This is a genomic window from Xanthomonas sp. MLO165, from assembly GCF_018831305.1.
GTDB classification, from domain to species: Bacteria; Pseudomonadota; Gammaproteobacteria; order Xanthomonadales; family Xanthomonadaceae; genus Xanthomonas; species Xanthomonas arboricola.
On sequence record NZ_CP029263.1, the window covers coordinates 1608414 to 1633214 of the forward strand.

Genomic DNA, 24801 nt, shown 5'->3' on the forward strand with positions numbered 1-24801 from the left:
TCCAATGCATCAGCTGTGCCAAAGATTACCCTGAATGATTTGGCTATCTCGCTGTTTATCCTCAGAGTTTTCCCGAAATTGCGATGTCTCTCGGATGACCCCGTTCATTGAGTTTTTGACGCGCGCGGTAGTGCGTCACACATGAATGCGCGGTGCCGCCAGATTCTTGCTGCCCGGTCCGTCTGGGCGCTTGATCGGCTGCGGCATGAAAAACAAACGCACGGGTCGTTCAGATTCAGGCCGAATCGGCGATAATCGCTGCCATGAGCGTCAATCTGAAAACCAAAGAAGAAATCGAACTGATGCGCGTCGCCGGCCGTCTGGCCGCCGAGGTGCTCGATGTCGTGGCGCCGTACGTGCAGGCGGGCGTGACCACGGCCGAGCTGGACCGCATCTGCCACGACCACATCGTCAACGTGCAGGGCACCATTCCTGCCAACGTCGGCTACCGCGGCTTTCCCAAGAGCGTGTGCACCTCGGTCAACAACGTGATCTGTCACGGCATCCCGAGCGCGGCCAAGGTCCTGAAGGACGGCGACATCGTCAATATCGACGTCACCGTCATCAAGGACGGCTGGCATGGCGACACCAGCCGCATGTATTACGTCGGCACGCCGTCGGTGATGGCCAAGCGGCTGGTGGAAACCACCTACGAGGCGATGTGGCGCGGCATCCGTGCGGTCAAGCCGGGTGCAACGCTGGGCGATGTCGGCCACGCGATCCAGAAATTTGCCGAAGCCGAGCGCTTCAGCGTGGTGCGCGATTACTGCGGCCATGGCATCGGCAAGGTCTACCACGACGAGCCGCAGGTGATGCATTACGGCCGCCCCGGCGAAGGCCTGGTGCTCAAGCCCGGCATGACCTTCACCATCGAACCGATGATCAACGAAGGCACCTACCACCATAAGACCCTGCCGGACGGCTGGACCGTGGTGACCAAGGACCGCAAGTTGTCCGCGCAGTGGGAACACATGGTCGCGGTGACCGAAGACGGCGTGGATGTGCTGACGCTGTCGCCGAACGCTCCCGCTCCGGTATGACGGCCACGCCGGCGGACCGACCCGACCCGGGTGTCGCCGGCGATGCCGAGTGGGCCGCGCAAGCGCGCCCGCTGCTGGTGCATGCCGACATGCGCCTGTGCAAGCGCTTCGACCAGGGCGAGCCGATCGAGCGCCTGGTGGCCTTGCGCGCCCGCGCAGTCGATCAATTGATGCGCAATGCGTGGACGCGCTGCATTCCGGCCGATGCCGGGCTGTCGCTGCATGCCGTGGGTGGCTATGGGCGCGGCGAACTGTTCCCGCGCTCGGATGTGGATGTGCTGGTACTGGGCGAGACCGGCATGCAGCAACAGCACGAGCAGGCCCTGGCGCGGCTGTTCGCCTTGCTGTGGGATGTGGGCCTGCCGATCAGCCACGCGGTGCGCTCGCCGGCGCAGTGCACCGCCGCGGCGGCCGATCAGACGGTGCTGACCGCCTTGATCGAGTCGCGCCCGCTGGTGGCCGGCAGCCAGGCGCGCGCCGCGCTGGCGGCAGCGATCTCGCCGCAACAGGTGTGGCCGGCGCGCGAATTCTTTCAGGCCAAGCGCGAAGAGCTGCTGGCGCGGCATCAGCGCTTCGGCGATACCGCCGACAATCTGGAGCCGGACATCAAGGACGGCCCCGGCGGCCTGCGCGACCTGCAGACGCTGGGCTGGATGGCGCTGCGCGCGTTCGGGGTCAAGGATCTGGAGGCGCTGGTCGGGCTGGGCCATGTCGGTTTCGACGAGGCCGTAGCGCTGCGACGCGAGCGCGAGGAGCTGGCGCGCTTGCGCTTCGGCCTGCACCTGGTGGCCAACCGGGCGGAAGAGCGGTTGGGGTTCGATTACCAGAAGACGCTTGCCGAGCGGCTGGGCTTTGCCGACGACCCGGAAAGCCTGGGCGTGGAAAAGATGATGCAGCGCTTCTACCGCAGCGCTGCATTGATCCGCCGCATCAGCGACCGCCTGCTGCAGCGTTTCGAAGAACAGTTCGACGGCGAGGCGGTGCCGGAGCCGCTCGGGGAGGGCTTCAGTCTGCGCCGCGGCTATCTGGCTGCGGATGCAGAGGACTGGCCGGCCGGCGACGTGCTGCAGGTCTTTGCGCTGTTTGCGCAGTGGGCGGCGCATCGCGAGGTACGCGGGCTGCATTCGCTGACCGCGCGCGCGCTGGCCGAGGTGCTGCGCGATTTGCCCGCTTACGACGTCGCCGATGCGACCGCGCGCGACCGCTTCATGGCGCTGCTGCGCGGCCCGCGGGCGGTGGAGTCGCTCAACCGCATGGCGCGTTTGGGCGTGCTGGGCCAGTGGATTCCGGCATTCGCCAGCGTGTCCGGGCGCATGCAGTTCGATCTGTTCCATGTCTACACGGTGGACCAGCACACCTTGATGGTGCTGCGGAACATCTCGCTGTTTGCCGCCGGTCGCGCCGACGAGCGTTTTTCGATCACCCATGAAGTCTGGCCGCGCCTGCGCAAGCCGGAATTGCTGCTGCTGGCCGGACTGTTTCACGACATCGCCAAGGGCCGCGGCGGCGATCATTCCGAGCTGGGCGCGGTGGATGCGCGCGCGTTCTGCCAGGCGCACCGGCTCAGCGAAGGCGATACCGCGCTGGTGGCCTGGCTGGTCGAACAGCATCTGCGCATGTCGGTGACCGCGCAGAAGCAGGACATCTCCGACCCGGAGGTGATCCACCGTTTCGCCACCCTGGTCGGCACGCGCGAGCGCCTGGATTACCTGTACCTGCTGACCTGCGCCGATATCGCCGGCACCAGCCCTAAGCTGTGGAACGCGTGGAAGGACCGGCTGCTGGCCGACCTGTATTTCGCCGCGCGGCGCGCACTGCGCGAGGGCCTGGAGCATCCGCCGCCGCGCGAAGAGCGCCTGCGCGAAGCGCGCGAGTCCGCCCGCGCGCTGATGCAGGCGCAAGGCCACGACGATGCCACCATCGACCGCCAGTTCGCCGGCATGCCGGATGAAAACTTCCTGCGCTTCCGTCCCGAGCAACTGGCCTGGCAGGCGGTGTCGCTGATCGAGGTGCAGATCGGCCAGACCCTGGTCAAGGCGCGGCGCGCGGTACCGGACAACGATGCGCTGGAAGTGTTCGTGTATTCGCCCGATCGCGACGGTTTGTTCTCCGCGATCGTCGCCACGCTGGATCGCAAGGGGTATGGCATCCATCGCGCCCGCGTGCTGGATGCGCCGCACGATGCGATCTTCGACGTGTTCGAGGTGCTGCCGCAGGACAGTTCCGCCGATGGCGACCCGCAGCGCCTGGCCGCGGCCTTGCGCCAAGTGCTGGCCGGCGACCTGCACAAGGTGCGTCCCTCGCGGCGTGCGGTGCCGCGCCAGCTGCGCCACTTCCGCTTTGCGCCGCGCGTGGAATTCAGCGAAAGCGCCGGTGGCCGCCGCACCCGCATCAGTCTGGTTGCGCCCGATCGCCCAGGCTTGCTGGCCGATGTGGCCAATGTGCTGCGCCTGCAACACCTGCGTGTGCACGATGCGCGCATCGCCACCTTCGGCGAGCGCGCCGAAGACCAGTTCCAGATCACCGACGAGCACGACCGCCCGTTGCCCGAATCCGCCCGGCAGGCGCTGCGCGATGCGCTGTGCGCCTGCCTCGATCCCACCTGAGTAGTCCGTTCGGAGACCCCCCATGGCCACCAGCAAGAAGACCGCGCGCAAGCAGGGCGCGACCCCCACCGGCGCGTCGCCCAAGCGCGCGCCGAGCAAGAGCGGCAAGGCGCCCCAGGCGCCGGTCGTCGACAAGCGCAAGGCCACCGCGGCGGCTGCCAAGCCCGTGGCCGCCAGCAAAAGCGTTACCAAGCAGGTCACCAGGAAAAGCGCGACCAAGCCGGCGACCAGTGCGGCCCCGCGCGTGGCCAAGCAGCCGGCCAGCGTGGTGTCCGCACCGGCTGCCAAGAAGGCTGCAGCCGCGAAGAAACTGCCGATCGCCGAAAAGGCGGTGCGCGGCGCTGCAACGCCGGTGGGTACTGACGAACTCAAGTTCGGCATCGAAAGTGCATTCGAGCGCCGCGCCAGCCTGACCGTCGACGAGATCGACGGCTCCACCCGTGCCATCGTCACCCGCGTCATCGACGGCCTGGAAAGCGGCGAGTTCCGCGTCGCCGAGCCGGACGGTCAGGGCGGCTGGAGCGTCAACGAGTGGTTGAAGAAGGCCGTACTGCTGTATTTCCGGGTCAACGAGATGGCCGTGATCGACGCGCAGCCGGCACCGTTCTGGGACAAGGTGGAGTCGCGTTTTGCCGGCTTCGGCGAGGCCGAGTTCCGCAAGGCCGGCGTGCGCGTGGTGCCGGGTGCGGTGGCGCGGCGCGGCAGCTATTTCGGCAAGGACGTGGTGCTGATGCCGAGCTTCACCAATATCGGCGCGTATGTGGGCGAAGGCACCATGGTCGATACCTGGGCCACGGTGGGGTCGTGTGCGCAGATCGGCGCGCATTGCCATCTGTCCGGCGGCGCCGGCATCGGCGGCGTGCTCGAACCGCTGCAGGCCAGCCCGACCATCATCGAGGATCATTGCTTCATCGGTGCGCGGTCGGAAGTGGTCGAAGGCGTGGTCATCGGGCACCACAGCGTGATCGGCATGGGCGTGTTCATCGGCCAGAGCACACGCATCTACAACCGCGCCACCGGCGAGATTTCCTACGGCTACGTGCCGCCTTACAGCGTGGTGGTGTCCGGCCAGCTGCCGTCGAAAGATGGCTCGCACTCGCTGTATTGCGCGGTGATCGTCAAGCAGGTGGATGCCAAGACGCGCAGCAAGACCAGCGTCAACGAGTTGCTGCGCGGCCTGGCCGATTGAGTAACGCGCAGCCTGTGCGCGGCACCATGCTGTCGCGGCCGCTCAGTGGCTGGGTGCGTTGGGGCATCCCCGCCCTGTGGTTGGGATGGGTGGCGCTCTACGTGGCCGGCTCGCTGGCGCGCGATGGCGTGCCGCAGCAGCTGGAGGTCCTGCGGTGGCTGGCGCCTGCGCTGACGGTGCTGATGACCCTGCGTCTGGCATGGGCATCCAGCCGCTGGGCACAGGTCCGCGATGCGGGCGATGCGCTGGAGATCGTGCAGCAAGGACGATCGCAGCGTGTGGACCTGGCCGAGCTGCGCTCGGTCGATGCCGCATGGCTGATCCCGCCGCGGCGGATGGCGCTGAAATTCCACGGCACACGTGCCGATGTAGTGTTCCTGCCCGCCCATGGGCAGGAACACGATCAACTGGTAACCACCCTGGTGGCGCGTGCAAGCGCGCGCCGCGGAGTCGAAAAGGCGACGACATGACCACGCTCTACGGATTGAAGAACTGCGACACCTGCAAGAAGGCGACCAAGTGGCTGGACCGCTTCGGCGTGGCCTACAGCTTCGTCGATTACCGCGAGCACACGCCCGCGCCGGAGACATTGGTGGATTGGGCCGGCCAGGCCGGCGGATTCGAGGCCTTGATCAACAAGTCCTCGACCACCTGGCGCCAGTTGCCCGACAACAAGAAGACGCCGGGTTCGGACGCCGAATGGAAGCTGCTGCTGCGCGAATACCCGCAATTGATCCGCCGCCCGGTGGTGGTGAGCGACGATGGCGCACTCAGCCAGGGCTTCTCCGACAACGGGTTCAAGGCGCGCTTCAACATCGCCTGATGGCGCCACCGCGTCATCGGTCCGTACAGGCCTGTGCGGGGCGGGCGCGGGGAAGGCAGGCGAGCTGCCGATGCCGGCAGCCCAGGTGGATCTTTTATCGGAAGGACGAGCATGACCAGCGACGTACTGCAACTGACCTGCGAGCTGATCGCACGCGCCTCGGTGACACCGGACGATGCCGGCTGCCAGGCGCTGCTTGCGCAACGCCTGGAGGCTGCCGGATTTGCTTGCGAGCATCTGCGCCTGGGCCAGGTCGACAATCTGTGGGCCACGCATGGCAGCGGTGCGCCGGTACTGGTGCTGCTTGGCCACACCGATGTGGTGCCGCCGGGGCCGCGCGAGGCCTGGACCAGCGATCCGTTCGATCCGCAGATCCGCGATGGTGTGCTGTACGGACGCGGCACGGCCGACATGAAGGGCAGCGTGGCCGCCTTCGCGATCGCTGCCGAACAGTTCGTCGCCGCCCATCCGCAGCATGCCGGCACGCTGGCGGTGTTGCTGACCTCCGATGAAGAGGGCGATGCCATCGACGGCGTGCGGCGCGTGGCCGAGCTGTTCCGTGCGCGCGGGCAGGCGATCGACTGGTGCATCACCGGCGAGCCGTCGTCCACCGAACGGCTGGGCGACCTGCTGCGCGTGGGCCGCCGCGGCAGTCTGTCCGGCACGCTGACGGTGAAAGGCGTGCAGGGGCACGTGGCGTATCCGCACAAGGCGCGCAATCCGATCCATCTGGCCGCGCCGGCCTTGGCCGAGCTGGTGGCGCGGCAGTGGGACGAGGGTTTCGAGAGTTTTCCGCCGACCAGCCTGCAGGTGTCGAACATCCATGCCGGCACCGGCGCCAATAACGTGATTCCGGGCGAGCTGCAGGTGGCCTTCAATCTGCGCTACACCCCGCTGTGGGATGCGCCGCGGCTGGAAGCGGAAATCACCGCATTGCTGGATCGCCACGGGCTGGACTATGCGCTGCGCTGGCATCGCAGTGGCGAGCCGTTCTACACCCCGGAAGGCCGCCTGCGCAGCGTCGCACGCGAGGTGCTGGGCCAGTTCGCCGGCGCACCGCCGGAAGAAAGTACTGGCGGCGGTACTTCGGATGCGCGCTTCATCGCGCCGCTGGGTGCGCAATGCATCGAAGTCGGCCCGGTCAACGCCAGCATCCATCAGGTCGACGAGCATGTGCGCGTGGCCGATCTGGAAGCGCTGCCGGCGTTGTATCGCACGCTGATCGAACGCCTGCTGGTCTGAGTTGCCAGGACATGCCCATGCCACGCGCTGGTTTACACACTACGCAGCCAGCGCACGGCATGCGTTCACCTGCCGCATGCCGATGCCGATGCCGATGCCGATGCTGCTGCGCGACGCGGGTATCGCCAAGCTGCACTAAGACCTTTGGGATTGCAGCAGCATCGCGCTTGCATTGCATTGCATTGCATTGCATTGCATTGCGCTGCCAGGTGGCATGGACGCACAAGGCTCGGGGGGCTAGTCGAACGTCCAGAACGGCGGTTTGATCGCCTCGCGCCAATGCGATTCGTCCGCGATATAGAACGTCTGTGCGGACGCCTTGGCAAACCAGGTTGCCGCGGTCTCCACGTCGCGCGTCACGCCGCTGCTCCCGCGTCCGAGCAGCAGACCGGAGAAATACTGACCATACACATTGCCCTGGTCCGCGGCGCGCCGGTACCAGCGCAGCGCTTCCGTACCGTCTCTGTCCACGCCACCCATTCCTTTTTCATGGAGTGCGCCAAGATCGACCTGCGCCTCGGCATCGCCGTTACGGGCGCGGCGCTGGATGTCGCGTACCAGCGGGTGCAATGCACCTCCGCTTGGCGCGATGGCGGCGGGAAGCCCCGACGATCCTGATGCGGAGCGCTCATAGATCGTCGCGCGCAGATCCCAGCGCAACGCCGCAGCCGCCTCCCCACGGTCGCGGTGAAACTTGGCGAGCTCGGCGATGGCATACGGGTTTCCATGCATGGCCGCTGCCAGGTACCAGTGCTCGCCCTTGCGCGGCGACGCAGGTAATGCGACGCGTTGGTCGATGTACGGGCTGTCGGGATGGAAGAGCGTCCCGCTTGCCCAGATCCGTCCCAGCGCCAGTTCGGCGCGGGTGTTGCGGAACGTCCACGGGGCGATCGCAGCGGCACGTTCGTACCAGTGGATGGCGCGCGGGTCGTTGCGTGCCTCCAGGCGTTCGGCCGCATTCCAGGCGCTATCGAAACTGCCATCGGCCGCGTGTTGTTCCAGCTGTTGCAGATAGACTGGATCGGTGCGCGGAGGGGCGCTGCTGCAGGCCTGCAGCAACACTGCAAGCAACAGGGCCAGGGGCGGCATGCGTCCGATGCGTGGGGTCATTCCATTACTGCCGATTGTTGGGGCGGTCATTATCCTCGCAATACGCCGGTGCGACCGCGGCGTGGTCTGCGATGCCGGGCTTGGTTGCCATCGCAACAGTTGCGCCGCCGTCGAAAGCGGGATACGGTCGAGGCATGTCATCGTTCCTGCCCAACCTCGTCAATAACGCCAACCGCAACAATCTGCGCGCGAACAATCGTGCGCGGCCGATGCGGGTCTGCGACTAGGCGAAGTAAAACCACACGCCCAGGAATCAAAGAACCCGCATCGGCCGATGCGGGTTTTTTTATGGGTGTCATTCTCGTGCAGCACGCTTGCCACCGGCCGCCAACCCCCGCAGTTTCATCCAGGAGTGTTTCCATGTGTTCCATCTTCGGTATTTTCGGTCTGCAACCCGGTGACGATCTGCAGGTATTGCGCCGGCAGGCGCTGGAATGTTCGCAGCGGCAGCGTCACCGCGGCCCGGACTGGAGCGGCGTCTATGTCGACGCCGGTGCGATCCTGGTGCACGAGCGGCTGGCCATCGTCGATCCGGCTGGCGGCTCGCAGCCCTTGTTGTCAGAAGATGGCGCGCTTGCGCTCGCGGTGAATGGCGAGATTTACAACCATCGCGAGCTCAAGCAGGAGCTGGTGCAGCCATACGCCTTCCAGACCGGCTCCGATTGCGAGGTGATCAACGCGCTGTACCGCGAGGATGCGCCGGCCTCCTACCTCAACCGCCTCAATGGCATCTTTGCGTTCGCGCTATGGGACAAGGCGGCCGGGCGGGTGATCATCGCGCGCGACCCGATCGGTGTGGTGCCGCTGTACTGGGGCCATGATCGCGAAGGCCGGCTGCGCGTGGCCTCGGAACTGAAGTCGCTGGTGGACGATTGCGCCGATGCCGCGCAGTTCCCGCCCGGCCACTGGTACGACAGCGCCACCGGTGCGCTGAGTCGCTATTACGAGCGCTCCTGGCGCGAATACGCGGAGGTGGAAGGCGTGCAGGTGCAGTTGCAGGAGTTGCGCGAGGCCTTCGAGCGCGCCGTGCATCGCCAGTTGATGACCGATGTGCCGTACGGCGTGCTGCTGTCCGGCGGGCTGGATTCGTCGCTGGTCGCGGCGGTGGCGGCACGCTATGCACGCCATCGCATCGAAGAGAACGACACCACCGAAGCCTGGTGGCCGCGCCTGCATTCGTTCGCGATCGGCTTGAAAGGCTCGCCGGACCTTGCCGCGGCCGAAGTCGCCGCCGCCGCGCTGGGCACCGTGCATCACGGCTTCGAGTACAGCTTCGAGGAGGGCCTGGATGCGCTGCCGGAGGTCATCCGCCATATCGAAACCTACGACGTCACCACCATTCGCGCCTCCACGCCGATGTTCCTGCTGGCACGACGCATCAAGGCGATGGGCGTGAAGATGGTGCTGTCGGGCGAAGGCAGCGACGAAATCTTCGGTGGCTACCTGTATTTCCACAAGGCACCCAACGCACGCGAATTCCATGAGGAACTGGTACGCAAACTGGATGCGCTCAACAACTACGATTGCCTGCGCGCCAACAAGTCGATGATGGCCTGGGGCGTGGAGCCGCGCGTGCCGTTCCTGGATCGCGAGTTCCTGGACGTGGCCATGCGCATGGACGCCAGTTTCAAGATGATCGACAAGACCAGCAGCGGCGCTGCGCGAATGGAAAAGGGCGTGTTGCGCGAGGCGTTTGCCGGCTATCTGCCCGAATCGATCCTGTGGCGGCAGAAGGAGCAGTTCAGCGATGGCGTGGGCTATGGCTGGATCGATGGACTCAAGGCGCACGCCGCCGCACATGTCAGCGACCGCGAGCTGGCTGCCGCCTCCAGACGCTTTCCGGTCAATCCGCCGCAGACCAAGGAAGCCTATTTCTATCGCACGCTGTTCGAGCAGTTCTTTCCCAGCCAGGCGGCTGCGGAGACGGTGCCGGGCGGCAAGTCGATCGCGTGTTCGTCGCCGACCGCGATCGCCTGGGATGCCAGCTTCGCCGCGATGGCCGACCCGTCCGGCCGTGCGATTGCCGGCGTGCACGAACAGGCCTTGGCGTCGTAACGCTGCTGCATCGAAGTTGAAACTCCAGCGGCCGGCATGCGCTCACGCGCTGCCGGCCGCTGCTGCGATCACTCGTGGCGCACGCAGTATCCGTAGCGCTGCGGCTCGATATCCACGCCGGCCACGTCGGCCTGGTTGTTGCGCCACAGGTTCGGCTTGAAGTCGGCCGCCGTGCAGTTGGCAGCGCGGTCCACACCGATGGTGTAGGTGAACGGCGTATTGGAGAAGCGGTTGTTCTCGAACACGTTGTCCTGGCTCATGCTGTTGTCCCAGCACAGGATTTCCGGCGTGCGGTAGCGGATGGCGCAGGCCAGGAACACGCCGGCGACCTTGTTGCCGTCGAACTGATTGTTGCTGAAGCGGTTGCGGCGCGCGTCGGACAGATAGATGCCCTGGCTGCCGTTGCGCTCGAAGCGGTTGTTGCGGATCTCGCTGTCTTCCAGATGCTCGGTGGTCAGGCCTGCAGCCACGTTGTCGTGGATGTAGTTGTTGACCATGGTGACCTTGGCGGTGCGGTTGAACGACACGCCGTCCCAGATCGCGCCGGACACATCGTTGTTTTCGATGGTGAGCTCGCGGGTGTCGTACTCGCTCAGCAGGCAGGCGCTGCGGCACTTGTTGACTTGCAGGCCGGCCAGCCGGATGCCCTGACCGGAACGCACCACCACCGCGCTATTGCTCAGGTACGGACGCTCGGGCATGAACTCCTTGTCGCCAGTGCTGGCGACGATCTGCATGTCTTCGATGCTGACATTGCGGATCACGCCGGTCGGCTGCTGGTTTTCGTAGTCGCCGACCACCAGCGCCGGTTGCTGTACGCCATCGGCCATGCGCAGCACCGTGGTCGGGCCCTTGCCGCGCAAGACGAGATTGCCGCGGTGGATCGAGACCAGCCCATTGAGCGGAAATTCGCCTTTTTCCAGGCACAGCACCGCAGGCGCATCGCCTTGCGGGAGCTTGTCGATGGCTTTCTGCAGATCCTGCCCGGGGCGCAGCTTGGCGGTACAGGCGGCGACCGGCGCATCCGGTGGGCCGGATTTGGCGGGCGGCGCTGCCGAGCAGGCAGTGGCAACGAGCAGGGGCAACAGGGCGGAAACGGAGCGGGCAAGCTGAGGCATGCGGATTCCGGTCAGTGGGGGGGAGGAGGGCGATCGTGCGCAAATACGCTGCAGATCGCGACGGCCTCTAGTGTGTCCCACCGGACGTTAAAGTCTGGCTGATTCCGGCCTGCCTGATTCGGCGCAGGTTCATTGCACTGCCTTGGTCAGGGCCGCAACTGTGCGTGCAGTGGCCGCTTTGGCCGACCAGCGTCACAGTTGCAGCATCGCCCAAGGCCTGGGCAGGCGCCCGTTCGCCCCGCTTAAAAACTGTAGGCCAGCTGCGCGTAGATACGGCGCGGTTCGCCAGGAAAGTGCCCGGTGCGTTCGGTGAACCCGCTGGCGGCGTAGACCTTGTCGAACAGGTTCTTGACGTTGACCTGCAGTTTCCAGGCATCCCACTGCGTCTGCCAGCTGATGTCGAAGATGGCGTAAGGTTTGACGCGCTGGCCTTCAAGGCTGACCCGCTCGCCCACGTAGTCGGCACCGAAGGCAATTGCCGAATTCCAGGCCGGCAGGTCGTAGCGCGTCCACAGACCGAAGGTGTTGCGAGGTGCATTGGCGAAGCGGTCGCCGGACGCATTGGTGATGCCGTTGGTGCCGGCATCGAGCACGCGTGCATCGTTGTAGGCGTACGTCAGGTTGAGCACCCAGCGTTCGGTGAGGTCGGCCAGCAGATCCACTTCCAGGCCCTCGCTGCGCACCAGGCCGAGCGCGGAGAGCTGATTGACGCCATCGACGATACTGCCGTTGGCCTGCACGATATTGCTGCGTTCGATGCGATACAGCGCGGTGTTGAGCGTCAGCCCGCCATCGTTGAGCGCGGTCTTCAGGCCCACTTCCCACTGCGTGCTGCGCTCGGGATCGAACGGCCCGCCGACGCTGCTGTCCTGATTGGCCGCATCCTGCGGCAGGAAGCCGCTGGCATAACTCGCGTACGCGTTGATGCCATCGCGCAGCACGAAGGTGCTGCCCACACGCCAGCTGAGATCGTTGCCGGTGACGCGCGAGCCGTCCAGACGGTTGTCGTCCTTGAAGCCATCCCAACGCAGTCCGGCCATCGCAAACCAGCGCGGCGTCAGCGTGAGTTCGTCCTGCAGATACGCCCCATAGCGCTGGCTGCGGGTACTGGTGGCGCGCCAGGGCAGGCTGTCCAGGCCGTAGTCGTAGAAGCCGCTGCGGCCATACACCGGGTTGAACAGGTCGATGCCCGGCACCGGCCCACGCACGCGGCCGGTGTCTGCGGTGTTGGCGGTCTGCGCGCGGAAATCCGCATCCAGCCGATAGTAGTCCGCGCCCATCAGCAGCTTGTGCTCGATCGCGCCGATGCGGGTGCGGAACACCGCGTTGACGTTGCTGGAGATCGCATCGTTGTCGCGGAACTGGTTGCGCAGCTGCCGCGTCATCCATTCGGCGGTGCCGTCGCCATCGCGGTCGATCAGGCCCATCGGCTCGTGATAGATCTGATGCTCGTCGTTCTTGAACCAGCGCATCGCCATGTCCACATCCCACGCATCCGATGGCGCAAAGCGGTACTGCGCGAACGCCACCTTGGCGCGCATGTCGAGGAAATCGGTGGGCTCGTTGTGGTTCCAGCGACGGTCGGTGAGGAAGTTGCCGTCGTCGTCCACCGGCACGCCGCGCAGGCGATTGCCGCCCAGGTTCTGGGTGATGTCGGTGTACTGCAGCGTGAGCTCGCCGGTCTGGCCGATGTCGAACGCCACCGACGCATCGCCGATCTGGCTCTGGCTATCGGTGTTGCGGCGAAAGCCATCCTCGCCATCGGCATAGGCGCCGATGCGGTAGCGAATGCGCCCGTCTTCGCGTGCCGGCCCGGTGGCCTCGAACGAGGCCGCCCCAAAGGATTGATTGCCCACCTGCAGCTCGACCCGACGCGCGGCCTGATGGCCGGGCTTGCGGGTGACGTAATTGATGACGCCACCGGGTTCGCCGCCGCCGTACAACGCACCGGCCGGGCCCTTGAGCACTTCCACGCGTTCGATATTGAACAGCTGCGGCACCGAGAAGCCGGCATACGGATCGCCACGCAATCCGTCGTAGAGCACGTTTTCCTGGCGGAATCCGCGCAGGGTGACGCCGGCATAGCTGAAGAAACTGATGCCGCTGATGCTGCGATACAGATCGGTGATCTGGCGCGCGGCCTGGTCGTCGATCAGCTCGCGCGGCAACACCTGCACCGACTGCGGCACCAGCGACAACGGCGTATCGGTGCGTGTGGCCACCGCGGCGTCGTCAGATTTGTACAACGTCTGCGCACGGCCGACGACGTCGACGCCATCGAGGTCGGTGACGGTTGCCGAGGTGCTGGTGTGTTGCTGGGCGAAGGCGCGGGGCGAGGGTAACGCCAGGACAGCGGCGAGCGCGGTGACAAGGAGCGTGGGGCGCATTGGTCACTAATGGGAATGGTTATCAAATGCATCTTAGCATGTTGTGCTCGCTTGATTGGGCAGATCGGTGGGTGGGCGTGGTTGCGGATACTTGGGTATCCAGATGTGCCAGGTGCAAGGTGCGCGGTGCGATCTGCAGAACGCAGACACCGATTTTGCGTTCGTCCAGCCCCCCAACGACGGTCGAAACCTGTGTCGACGCTCGAGACAGCAATGACCCCGCCTACTTCGGCTGCAGTTGCAACGAATAACGGGTCGCGGTCGGCAGGAACGGGGTCGGCCGGCCGTGTACCCAGTCGTCGTGGCCTGCGCCCCAGAACGGCGACAAGGGGTGTCCGCTCTGGCCGCCCGGCATGTGCACGATGCCGTCCTGTTCATGGCCGGGCGACACCACCATGCGTTCGGAGGCGCCGAAGGCCGGGCCTTGCACGCGCGGCATGTCGCGATCGCCTGGCAGTTGGTCGGGTGGCATGCACAGCCAGCGCTTGGCGAGCGCAGGCAATGCCCGCGCGATCGGGTGACAGATGGCGGCGGTGTTGCGTTCACCCCAGGTGCGTTCGCTCAAGGCGCCGTGCTGCGCAGCGAGATCGGTCTGCGCCTTGCGTGCAGCCTCGGCAAGCAGCTGATCCCAGTTTGCATAGGCGGGCGGCAGCAGATGCGCCGGGCGCTGCTGCAGCAACGGCCAGACGATGCCTTCCAGCTGCGCGCGACGCGGCGGCAGGAAGTCCTTGCCGAGCGCGGCTTTTGCCGGCGCCAGCAGGCCGGCTTCCACTGCGTCGATGGTCATGCCGCGAAAGCCGCGCACGATGCGGTAGCTGGTCGAGCGGGTGGATGCGTGCCCGTCCCACTGCCGGGTGGCGGCTTCGATCTGCTGCAAGGCCGGGTCCTTGCTGTGCTCGACCACGCTGCGCAACAACTGCCACCACCGCGTGAGCAGCACGGCGCGATCGTCGAGCTGGATGGCGAGCAGGTCCAGCTCGTTGAAACGTTGCCTGGCGAACAAGTCGTCGCGGATCTGCTGCGCACGCGCACCCAGGTCGTAGCCGGCATTGCCGAGCGTGGCCAACTGCTGCGCATCGACGACGCGGCTGTTGGCGGTCCACAGCCGGTGCGAGGAAGGATCGATCAGGGCGGGGGCAGCGTCGCTGCGCACCGGCCAGGGCAGGCAGCCGCCCTGCGCCGATGCCGCCGTTGCCGCAACCGAAGGCGATGCCGCGTCCGCACCCTGCGCCGAGCTTGCCAGTTCGGCGATGCCGCCCGGGCCACAGCCGGCGTTGCGCACCGGGCGCGCACCGATCAACCGCCAGGCGATGCGCCCGCTGCGATCGGCCAGCAACAGGTTCTGTGCCGGAATGCCCGAGCGATCCGCCACTGCAAAGGCGGCCTGCACATCGGCCGCCGTACTCATCTGCGCAAAGTCCAGCCGGATCGCGCCGGGCAGCTGCGCGGCCCAGCGCAGTGCGAGCAGGCTGCCATCGGCGTTGTCGTGCAGGACCGGGCCCCAGGCGCTCTCGCGCACCGCAAAGCGCACCGGCGCGGCGCCGGCCACGCGAATGGTCTCGATATGGGTGGTGAGCGCTTGCGGATGACCCGGCGTGGCCGGCGCAATCCGCGCAAAGTCGGCGGTGTCGATGTAGCTGTTGGTAAAGGCCCAGGCCACATGCCCGTTGCTGCCGACCACCACCGCCGGCAAGCCGGGCAGGGTGAAACCGGTGACGTCCACCTTGCCGTCGGGCGCACTGGTGTCCGGGTAACGCAGGCGTGCGCGGAACCAGATGTTGGGCGCGCGCAGGCCCAGGTGCATGTCGTCGGCGACGATGGCGCGGCCGTCGCTGGTGAGGCTGCCGTCCACGGCGAAGTTGTTGCTGCCCGGCGTCGGCGACTCGGCGCCTGCGGTGGCGGCTGCATGCGGCAGGCGGCGCAGATCCAGCGTGGCGGCGTCGGGCAGCACGGCGTCGCCTTGCGCGGGGCCGAACAGCGGCGCATCCCAGCTGGAGCCTTGATGGTCGAGCAATGCCGCCAGCGCCGCCGGCACCACCGCACGGATGCGGGCGGCTGCCAGTTCGGTCTGGTTGTCGTTGTCCTGCAGGTCGGCATACATCGCCATGCCGGTGAGGATGGAGTCGTCCAGCGTCCACGCGCGCGGTGTCTGCCGCAGCAACAGGTACGGCCAAGGGCGCACGCGCAGTGCAGCCAGCCCGGCATTGACGCCCTCGGTATAGGCCTGCAGCGCGGCGCGCTGGCTGCCGGCGGCGACATCCAGGCTGGCATGCACGCGCGCGCGCAGCCGGTGCACGCGATTGCGTTTGTCCAGGTCCAGCGCTGCGGCGCCGAACAGCTCGGACAACTCGCCGGCCGGTGCGCGGCGCATCAGGTCCATCTCGAAGTAGCGCTCCTGCGCGTGCACATAGCCGAGTGCGCGCATGGCATCGACCTGGCTGGCCGCATCGATGGTGACCACGCCACGCCGGTCGCGTTGCACGCTGACCGGTGCCGCCAGGCCCTGCAATGCGCTGTTGCCATCCAGCTGCGGCAGGCTGCCACGCATCAGCAGATACACGGCCAGCACGGCCGCCACGATCAACACCACGATTGCCAGCAGCAGCCGGCCCAGCCATTTGCGCATTGTCGAGTCCTTGAGTTCGGTCACAGTGTGGCGGCCGCTCATGACCATGGCGGGTCTGGCCGCAAGCGCAACTGAAAGTGATTCCGATTAGATCATTGCGCTGCGGCTTAGGGCACCATGCGCGCATTGCGTCGCTGGAGCACATCATGAAAGGCCATCCCGAAGTCGTCGACTACCTCAAGCAGCTGCTGCGCGGCGAACTGGCGGCACGCGACCAGTATTTTCTGCACTCGCGCCGTTACGAGGACCAGGGCCTGATGGCGCTGTACGAGCGCATCAACCACGAAATGGAAGAGGAGACCGAGCACGCCGATGCGCTGCTGCGGCGCATCCTGTTCCTGGAAGGCGACCCGGACATGCGGCCGGCCGAGTTTGCGCCAGGCAAGACCGTGGTGGAGATGCTCGAGCGCGATCTGGTGGTGGAATACGAAGTGCGCGCGAATCTCGCCGCTGGCATGAAGCTGTGCGAAGAGCACGGCGATTACGTCAGCCGCGACATCCTGCTCAAGCAGCTGCAGGACACCGAAGAAGACCACGCCTGGTGGCTGGAGCAGCAGCTTGGCCTGATCAAGCGGATCGGCCTGGAGCTGTATCAGACCTCGAAGATCGACAAGGGCCACGTCGCCGGCTGAGCCCGGTGACTGGGCACTGCGCAGGCGCCGAGCAGGCGCAGTGCAGGGTTGCAATCGGCAGGTGCCGCCCGGTGCGTTGCCGTTGCCTTGCTGCGTGGTCTGCGTCAGCTGCCGGCGGTCTGCGGCGCTGTTGCTCGGCGGCTTGCGCTGTTGTGCGAGCCATCGCGTGGCGCAACGCCGCGCGGTCCTGATCGGCGCGCGCTGCGCTGCCTGTGCAACATCTGCGGCGCCCGACTGGGGCGTCGGCAGCGCTCGCCGATGACAAAGTTCGCCCGTGACCGTCAGTTGCGTTGCAGACGATAGACGCCGGTCGACAGGGCGGTGACGCCATCGGCACGGAAGCGCGGCTCCTGATCGAGGATGTCGCGGTGTTCCAGTGGCTGCACCCGCCATTGCGTGTCGAACAGTGCGTGCACCGCGGCAGCATCCACCGAAAACGGCGGCCCGGCCTTTTCGGCCTGCGGGTATTCCAGGGTGATCAACAGCCCGCGGCATCCCGCAGGCAGGCGCGCGTACGTGGTGTGCAGATACTGCTGGCGCAAGCCGGCCGGCAGGGCGATCAATGCGGCGCGGTCGTAGACGGCGCTGCAATCGGCCAGCACGCTTGGCTCCAGTGCAAACGCGTCGCCGCAGATGATTTCGATCGGGCCGGCGATAAAGTGCTCGCCCGCGCGGCTGCTGTGGCGCTGCGGTTGCAGGCCGGCATCAGCGAAGAATTGCGTCACCGCCAGCGGCGATATCTCCACGCCCAGCACGCGATGGCCTTGTGCGGCCAACCAGTGCAGGTCCAGCGTCTTGCCGCATAACGGCACCAGCACGCGGGCAACCTGCGGCAGCTGCAACGCCGGCCAGTGCTTTTGCAGCAACGGCATCACCTGGTCCTGATGGAAGCCGGTCTGACCGTTCTGCCAACGCTGCAGCCAGAAATCTGTGTCCATGATGTTGTCTTGTTGGTTTGCGTTGACGAGTGCCGTGATGCAGCCAATGGCACTGACACTGCAGATCGAAAGGAACCGCTCACACCGCACCGCCGCGCGACATGCACTGCGCACAACCACGCACGCCGCGCTCGCAACCACCCATACCGACCATCTCGACCGGTCCTTGTCCGCCCACCGTCGCGGGACCTTACGCGGCATGGATGCCGCGTAAGAGCCTACAGGGATGTACTTGCGGCGTGTCATGCGATGGTGGGCGGACAAGGGCCCTGCAGCAAGGCCTCAGTCTCTCGCTCTACAGCCGACGCATCCGCACCGTTCGATTACCTCTCAAGGCAATGCAGAGCTTGAGCCTCAGCGTGACCTCGCCGTTGCAAGCCAACCTGGCCGAGGGCACGATGCCGTAACGCCGGCAGCGTCCAGCTGGCGGTAGTTTTGTGGGTCGCTCAAGACCGCGCGGCCAACGCGCCATCGCGCGGTGCGTCAGCGAATCACCGTTACTGCACTTCCAGCCCGTCCACCTTTTGCCGCGCCTCAGTAAATCGAGGCAGCGGCAGCGTCGAACGCGCCGCTGCGCGCCACGTCGGTGAACAGCCGTTACTGCACTTCCAGCCCGTCCACCTTTTGCCACCCTCGCGGCAGCAATGCACCGCGACTCGCACGCGCGCCCACATAGCTATCCAGATCCTTGAACGACAGGCTCATGGTGCGTGCGCCGCTGCGCACCAGCAGCGTGTTGCCCGGAGCCACCGCCACCACCGCGACCACGCGCTCGGTGCCGAGCTTGGCCTTGGGGATGTCGATGATCTTGTTGCCTTTGCCCTTGTCCAGCTCGGGCACATCGCTGGCGGTCACCGCCAGCAGATTGCCGGCACTGGTGACAGCGACGATGCGGTCGCTCTGCGGATTGGTCACCTGCGCAGGCGTCAGCACATGCGCGCCGGTGGTCAGGTTGAGCATCGCCTTGCCGGCCTTGTTGCGGCCGGTGAGGTTTTCGAAGCGGGTGACGAAGCCATAGCCGTGCGATGACGCCAGCACGAAGCGGGTGGCGTTGTCGGCGCTGGCCATGACCTGGAACGCCGCGCCCGAGGCCGGCGAGAAACGTCCGGTCAACGGTTCGCCATTGCCGCGTGCCGAGGGCAGGGTATGCACCGCGGTCGAATAGGCGCGGCCTTCCGAATCCAGGAACGCCACCTGATGGGTGCTGCGGCTGCGCACCGCCGCCAGCAGGCTGTCGCCTTCGCGGTAGGACATGCCGGCCGGGTCGACCTCGTGGCCCTTGGCCGCGCGTACCCAGCCCTTCTCCGACAGCACCACGGTCATCGGTTCGCTGGCGACCATCTCGGTTTCGTCGATCGCCTGCGCGGCGCCACGCTGCACCAGCGGCGAGCGACGTGCATCGCCGAACTTCTTGGCGTCGGCGGTCAGCTCGTCCTTGATCAACTTCTTCAGCTTGGTCTTGCTTTCCAGGATGGCCAGGATCTGCGCGCGTTCCTTGGCCAGGGCTTCCTGCTCGCCGCGGATCTTCATTTCTTCCAGGCGCGCCAGCTGGCGCAGCTTGGTTTCCAGGATGTATTCGGCCTGTTCCTCGCTGAGCGCGAAGCGCGCGATCAACACCGGCTTGGGTTCGTCCTCGCTGCGGACGATGCGGATCACTTCGTCCAGGTTGAGGAAGGCGATCAACAACCCTTCCAACAGGTGCAGGCGGCGCTCGACCTTCTGCAGGCGATGGTTGAGGCGGCGGGTGACGGTGTCGCTGCGGAAGCTCAGCCACTCGCTCAGCAAATGCCTGAGGTTCTTGACCTGCGGGCGACCATCCAGGCCGATCACGTTGAGATTGACGCGGTAGCTGCGCTCAAGGTCGGTAGTGACGAACAGGTGGCCCATCAGCTGCTCGGCATCGACACGGTTGGAGCGCGGCACCAGCACCACCCGCACCGGGCTGGTGTGGTCGGACTCGTCGCGGATGTCCTCCAGCCATGGCAGCTTCTTGGCGCGCATCTGCTGGGCGATCTGTTCGATCACCTTGGACGGCGAGACCTGGTACGGCAACGCATCGATGACGATGTTGGCGTGTTCTTTCTTATAGGTGGCGCGTGCGCGCACGCTGCCGTGGCCGGTCTCGTAGATTGCGCGCAGATCGGCCGCCGGGGTGATGATCTCGGCGGTGGTCGGGTAGTCCGGGCCGAGCACGTGTTCGCACAGCTCGGCGACCGTGGCATCGGGGTTGTCGAGCAGGCGCAGCAGCGCGCTGACGATCTCGTTGAGGTTATGCGGCGGCACGTCGGTGGCCATGCCCACCGCGATGCCGGTGGTGCCGTTGAGCAGCAGGTGCGGCAGGCGCGCCGGCAGCCAGGTCGGCTCTTCCAAGGTACCGTCGAAGTTGGGCGCCCAATCGGTGGTGCCCTGGCCGATTTCGCCCAGCAGCACCTCGGCGATCGGGGTCAGCTTGGATTCGGTGTAGCGCATCGCCGCGAACGACTTGGGGTCGTCGGTGGAGCCGAAGTTGCCCTGGCCCTCGATCAGCGGGTAGCGATACGAGAACGGCTGCGCCATCAGCACCAGTGCTTCGTAGCAGGCGCTGTCGCCGTGCGGATGGTACTTACCGATCACATCACCCACGGTGCGCGCGGATTTCTTCGGCTTGGCAGCGGCATTCAGGCCCAGCTCGCTCATCGCGAAGATGATGCGCCGCTGCACCGGCTTCAGGCCGTCACCCAGGAACGGCAGGGCGCGGTCGAGCACCACGTACATCGAATAGTCGAGATAAGCGCGTTCGGCGTACTCGCGCAGCGGCAGCTGCTCGAAGCCGTGGAAGGTGGGGCGGGTCAGATCGGTCATGTAAAGCCAGGTCCTACGAAAGAGGAGCCCGCGCCGTGGCGCGAGCTCGAAGAGCGCCGATTATCCGGATGCGGCGGGGGATGCCAAGCCGCGCGCATGCGTGCCGGCCAGATAACGCGTGGGTGGAGCGCCGAAATGGCGGTGGAACACACTGACGAAGGCGCTGGGGCTGCTGTATCCGAGCTGGTCGGCGACCTGGGCGACCGGGCTGCCCTGGCTGAGCCGCCGCAGCGCCTCTGCCAGCCGGGCCTGCTGCCGCCACTGCGCGAAACTCAGCCCGGTCTCGCTGCGGAAATGCCGGCTCAGGCTGCGCGCCGACAGCCCGCCCCAGTCGGCCCAGGCGTCCAGCGGGCGCGGGTCGGCCGGGGTATCGAGCAGCTGTCGGGCGATGCGCAGCAGCCGCCGGTCGGCCGGCATCGGCAGGTGCAGGTGGTCGATCTGCACCTGGTGCAGTTCGTCCAGCAGCACCGCGGCCAGGCGTTGCCGGGCGGGGTCGAGCGGCTGGCCCAGCGGCCAGTCGGCCGCGCGCATGATCACCTCGCGGGCGAGCCCGGTCAGGCGGATCACCCCGCCTTGCGCGGGCAACGCGGCGCAGGCGTCCGGCCGGACCACCACGCCCCAGCCGCGCAGCGGCCCGGCCAGTTCCACGGTGTGTTGCTGGCCGGGCGGCATCCAGCCGGCGCAGCCCGGCGGTAGCGACAGGGTTCCCTGCTCGGTGTGCACCGTCAGCACGCCATGCTCCACATACATCAGCTGCCCGCGGACATGCGCATGCCGCACCGTCTCCGGCGCCCATACCGCGCGCAGGTCGGCCAGGAACGCGATCACCTCCGGTCCGTCGGCCCACTCGAAGCTGTCGCGCACGCCGGGCGGCAGGGCATCGCGTGTGGTTGGCGGATTTTCGACAGTCATTGGCGCAATTGTATTACCAGGCCAGCGGCACAGGCGCGTAAGGTGACGATCCTTGCTGGCGGTTTAATCCCGTTAGAAATATTTGCGTTGACAAATATATTTTTCGGAAGAAAATAGCCCGCCATGAATGACCTCTCCACCGCCTCGCCGTCGTTCGGCCTGCTGTTGCGCCAGGTGCGCGATGCGCTGATGCGTCAGCTCGATGCCGAAATGAAGGGCGAGCTGCCGGACTTCGGCTTCAGCCACTACGTCGGCCTGAAGATCCTGGCGGTGCGCTCGCCCTGCACGGCCAACGAACTGGCGCTGGCGCTGGACCAGACCCCGAGCGCGGTCACCCGCCTGCTCGACAAGCTCGAAGCGCTCGGTGCGGTGCGACGCGAGCCACACGCGCAGGACCGGCGCGCGCTGCAGATCGTCATGACCGAACAGGGCGTGGCGCTGTGGGAGCGCCTGAAGCTGCGCGGCGAGCGCGCCATCGAGCATGGCTTGCGCGATCTGGCCCCGCCCGAGCGCGAGCAACTCACCTCTCTTCTCATCCGTGTCCGCGATGCACTCAACTCATGAACGCTGCTAGTTCCCCGATCCAGATACTGCGCCTGCGGTCCACGCAGCTTGCGCGGCCGCTCGTCCTCACTGCGCTGACGCTGGCGCTGGCCGCCTGCGCCAGCAGCCGCGGGCTTGCCCCGCAGGGCACCATGCTGGAGCCGGGCGCAGTGCATGCCGAGCGCACCCTCGCGCAGGCCAACCTGAGCCCGGCCGCCTGGCCGGCCAGCGACTGGTGGCGCGCCCTGGGCGATGCGCAATTGAACGCGCTGATCGCCGAAGGCCTGCAGCACAGTCCCAGCCTGGCGGCGGCCGATGCGCGCCTGCGCCAGGCGCAGGCACGCATCGGTAGCGCGCAGGCCGATCGCGGCCCCAGCCTGTCGGTGTCCGGTGGCTATGCGGGCGTGCAGTTGCCCGAATCGATGGTGGGCGATGAGCGCGGCGGCAAGTTCGGCGGCAACGGCCAACTGGTGCTGGACTTCCGCTATGGCGTGGACCTGTGGGGCGGCAAGCGCGCCACCTGGGAAGCGGCGGTGGACCAGGCGCATGCGGCCGAGGTGGACGCACAGGCGGCACGCCTGAACCTGTCGGCGGCGATCGCCGAAGCCTATGCGCAGCTCGACTACGCATGGCGCCTGCACGACGTGGCCAACGATGAGTTGACCCGCGTGCAGAAGACCCTGGAGCTCACCCGGCAACGCCGCGGCGCCGGCATCGACAGCGATCTGCAGGTGCGCCAGGCGCAGGCCCGCGTACCGTCGGCGCAGCAGCAGTTGCAGTCCGCGCAGCAGCAGATCGACGAGGCGCGCAACGCCCTGGCCGCGCTGGCCGGGCAGGGCCCGGATCGCGGGCTGGAGATCGCGCGCCCGACGCTGGAGGCGGCCATCGCCACGCAGCTGCCGAGCAACCTGCCTGCCGACCTGTTGGGCCGCCGCCCCGACGTGGTCGCCGCGCGCTGGCGCGTGGAGGCCGCCGATCAGGATATCGCCGCCGCCAAGACCCGCTTCTACCCCAGTTTCAACATCACGGCGCTGGGCGGTGTGGTGAATCGCGATGTCGGCCAGTTGCTGGAAAGCGCCTCGGTGTTCGGCGTGGTTGCGCCGGCGCTGAGCCTGCCGATCTTCGATGGCGGCAAGCTGCGCGCCAATCTGGCCGGCAGCGATGCGCAATACGACCTGGCGGTGGCCGATTACAACCAGAAGGTGATCGACGCCCTGCGCGAGGTAGCCGACCAGGTCAACGCCGTGCGTTCGCTGGAGCAGCGTGCGCGCGCGCAGGACGACGCCGTGCAGACCGTGACCGCCGCCTTCGAACTGGCGCAGCAGCGCTACCGCGCCGGCATCGGCAGCTACCTGGAAGTGCTCAGCGTGCAGGAGCAATTGCTGCTCGCACGCCAGCGCATGGCCAGCCTGCAATCGCAACAACTGTTGGCCTCGGTGAGGTTGCAGCGTGCCCTGGGCGGCGGATTCACGCCGGAACCTGCGCGCGATACCGCACACGCCGCGACCACTTCCGCATAACCGAATTCCTGAGACAGCGACGATGAGCCAGACGACTCCAACTTCTTCCCAACCTGCGCCGGCCGCGCCCAGCAAGCGCCGTGCGGCGCTGCGCATCGTGGCCATTGTGGTGATCCTGGCGATCATCGGTCTTGTGGTGTGGTACTTCCTGGTCGGCCGCTGGCACGAGGACACCGACGACGCCTACGTGCAGGGCAACCAGGTGCAGATCACCCCGATGGTCGGCGGCACCGTGGTCAGCATTGGCGCCGAAGACGGCATGCGCGTGGAGCGCGGCCAGTTGCTGGTGCAGCTGGACCCGGCCGACACCGCAGTCGCATTGCAGCAGGCCGAGGCCAATCTGGCCAAGACCGTGCGCCAGGTGCGTGGTCTGTACCGTAGCGTGGAAGGCGCGCAGGCCGAACTGTCCTCGCGCGAGGTGAGCCTGCGCAGCGCACGTGCCGACTTCGCACGCCGCAAGGATCTGGCCGCCAGCGGCGCGATCTCCAATGAAGAACTGGCGCATGCCCGCGAGGAACTGGCCGCTGCCGAAGCGGCGGTGAGCGGTTCGCGCGAGAGCTTCGAACGCAACCGCGCACTGGTGGACGACAGTGCGGTGGCCAACCAGCCGGACGTGCAGACTGCCGCCGCGCAGCTGCGTCAGGCCTATCTCAACCATGCGCGCACCGGTGTCATCGCGCCGGTGTCCGGCTACGTGGCGCGTCGCTCGGCGCAGCTGGGCCAGCGTGTGCAGCCCGGCAGCGTGCTGATGGCAGTGGTGCCGCTGGAGCAGGTGTGGGTGGAAGCCAACTTCAAGGAAACCCAGCTCAAGCACATGCGCCTGGGCCAGGAAGTGGAACTGCATTCGGATCTGTACGGCGGCGGCGTGGACTACACCGGCCGCATCGAAAGCCTGGGCCTGGGCACCGGCAGCGCGTTCTCGCTGTTGCCGGCGCAAAACGCCAGCGGCAACTGGATCAAGATCGTGCAGCGCGTGCCGGTGCGCATCGCGGTGGATGCCAAGCAACTGGCCGGCAATCCGCTGCGCATCGGTTTGTCGATGAAGGTCGACGTCAACCTGCACGACCAGCAGGGCAGCGTGCTGCCGACCAAGTTCGCCAATGGCGCGGTGTTCTCCACCGACGTGTATGCGCAGCAGTTGCAGGCCGCCGACGCGGACATCCAACGCATCATCCAGGACAACCTGCCTGCGCAGGCTGCGTCCAAGGCGGGCTAAGCC

General features: G+C 66.7%; 18 protein-coding genes. 11 read left to right on the forward strand and 7 right to left on the reverse strand.

Annotated features, from left to right (window positions below):
- Positions 1-263 precede the first annotated feature (263 nt).
- From map to dapE, 6 genes are all read left to right on the forward strand, one after another.
- Complete coding sequence (gene map, locus DGN21_RS06965; protein WP_039520326.1) at positions 264-1040, forward strand: type I methionyl aminopeptidase; 777 nt, start codon at positions 264-266, stop codon at positions 1038-1040.
- Complete coding sequence (locus DGN21_RS06970) at positions 1037-3646, forward strand: [protein-PII] uridylyltransferase (RefSeq protein ID WP_054591604.1); 2610 nt, start codon at positions 1037-1039, stop codon at positions 3644-3646. Before map ends, DGN21_RS06970 begins: the two co-directional genes overlap by 4 nt.
- 22 nt (positions 3647-3668) lie before the next feature.
- The gene (gene dapD / locus DGN21_RS06975; protein WP_184551592.1) at positions 3669-4835 is read left to right on the forward strand and encodes a 2,3,4,5-tetrahydropyridine-2,6-dicarboxylate N-succinyltransferase; all 1167 of its coding nucleotides are present in this window, start codon (positions 3669-3671) and stop codon (positions 4833-4835) included.
- Positions 4832-5305, forward strand: coding sequence for a hypothetical protein (locus tag DGN21_RS06980; protein ID WP_184551593.1), 474 nt, complete (start codon positions 4832-4834; stop codon positions 5303-5305). The genes dapD and DGN21_RS06980 overlap by 4 nt, the downstream gene beginning before the upstream one ends.
- Positions 5302-5658, forward strand: a complete 357-nt coding sequence (locus DGN21_RS06985) for an arsenate reductase (protein ID WP_047124215.1) — start codon at positions 5302-5304, stop codon at positions 5656-5658. Before DGN21_RS06980 ends, DGN21_RS06985 begins: the two co-directional genes overlap by 4 nt.
- Before the next feature lie 111 nt (positions 5659-5769).
- The gene (gene dapE / locus DGN21_RS06990; RefSeq protein ID WP_184551594.1) at positions 5770-6900 is read left to right on the forward strand and encodes a succinyl-diaminopimelate desuccinylase; all 1131 of its coding nucleotides are present in this window, start codon (positions 5770-5772) and stop codon (positions 6898-6900) included.
- Between the two features lie 237 nt (positions 6901-7137).
- Here dapE and DGN21_RS06995 read toward each other — a convergent pair whose 3' ends face one another.
- On the reverse strand, positions 7138-8010 hold the full coding sequence (locus tag DGN21_RS06995) for a tetratricopeptide repeat protein (protein ID WP_184551698.1): 873 nt from the start codon (positions 8008-8010) through the stop codon (positions 7138-7140).
- A 360-nt stretch (positions 8011-8370) separates the two neighbouring features.
- On the opposite strand from DGN21_RS06995, the gene asnB reads away from it, so the two are divergent.
- Positions 8371-10065, forward strand: coding sequence for an asparagine synthase B (asnB, locus tag DGN21_RS07000; RefSeq protein ID WP_184551595.1), 1695 nt, complete (start codon positions 8371-8373; stop codon positions 10063-10065).
- 68 nt (positions 10066-10133) lie between these two features.
- On the opposite strand, the gene hpaM is transcribed toward asnB, so the two are convergent.
- From hpaM to DGN21_RS07015, 3 genes are all read right to left on the reverse strand, one after another.
- A complete protein-coding gene (gene hpaM, locus DGN21_RS07005; RefSeq protein ID WP_305803658.1) occupies positions 10134-11264 on the reverse strand; it encodes a type III secretion-associated outer membrane-bound protein HpaM in 1131 nt (376 codons plus the stop codon).
- A gap of 161 nt (positions 11265-11425) precedes the next feature.
- A complete protein-coding gene (locus DGN21_RS07010; protein ID WP_166771115.1) occupies positions 11426-13570 on the reverse strand; it encodes a TonB-dependent receptor in 2145 nt (714 codons plus the stop codon).
- 223 nt (positions 13571-13793) lie between these two features.
- A complete protein-coding gene (locus DGN21_RS07015; protein ID WP_184551699.1) occupies positions 13794-16196 on the reverse strand; it encodes a penicillin acylase family protein in 2403 nt (800 codons plus the stop codon).
- A gap of 146 nt (positions 16197-16342) precedes the next feature.
- Between DGN21_RS07015 and bfr the strand changes: the two genes are divergently transcribed.
- Entirely contained in the window at positions 16343-16828 is a 486-nt protein-coding gene (gene bfr, locus DGN21_RS07020; RefSeq protein WP_039511630.1) for a bacterioferritin, read from the forward strand.
- A 281-nt stretch (positions 16829-17109) separates the two neighbouring features.
- Here bfr and DGN21_RS07025 read toward each other — a convergent pair whose 3' ends face one another.
- From DGN21_RS07025 to DGN21_RS07035, 3 genes are all read right to left on the reverse strand, one after another.
- Entirely contained in the window at positions 17110-17766 is a 657-nt protein-coding gene (locus DGN21_RS07025) for a thiopurine S-methyltransferase (protein ID WP_215825162.1), read from the reverse strand.
- A gap of 597 nt (positions 17767-18363) precedes the next feature.
- Positions 18364-20607: a DNA topoisomerase IV subunit A gene (parC, locus tag DGN21_RS07030; RefSeq protein WP_065031781.1), complete on the reverse strand. Its 2244-nt coding sequence runs from the start codon at positions 20605-20607 to the stop codon at positions 18364-18366.
- Between the two features lie 60 nt (positions 20608-20667).
- Positions 20668-21519 (reverse strand): helix-turn-helix transcriptional regulator, encoded by an 852-nt coding sequence (locus DGN21_RS07035; RefSeq protein ID WP_024938904.1) that lies wholly within the window; start codon positions 21517-21519, stop codon positions 20668-20670.
- 123 nt (positions 21520-21642) lie between these two features.
- Between DGN21_RS07035 and DGN21_RS07040 the strand changes: the two genes are divergently transcribed.
- From DGN21_RS07040 to DGN21_RS07050, 3 genes are read left to right on the forward strand one after another with little or no spacing between them, the layout of a single operon-like run.
- Positions 21643-22083: a MarR family transcriptional regulator gene (locus DGN21_RS07040; RefSeq protein WP_016904051.1), complete on the forward strand. Its 441-nt coding sequence runs from the start codon at positions 21643-21645 to the stop codon at positions 22081-22083.
- Positions 22084-22106: 23 nt separating this feature from the next.
- A complete protein-coding gene (locus tag DGN21_RS07045) occupies positions 22107-23582 on the forward strand; it encodes an AdeC/AdeK/OprM family multidrug efflux complex outer membrane factor (protein WP_305803660.1) in 1476 nt (491 codons plus the stop codon).
- Between the two features lie 22 nt (positions 23583-23604).
- Complete coding sequence (locus tag DGN21_RS07050; RefSeq protein ID WP_024938906.1) at positions 23605-24798, forward strand: efflux RND transporter periplasmic adaptor subunit; 1194 nt, start codon at positions 23605-23607, stop codon at positions 24796-24798.
- Positions 24799-24801: the final 3 nt, after the last annotated feature.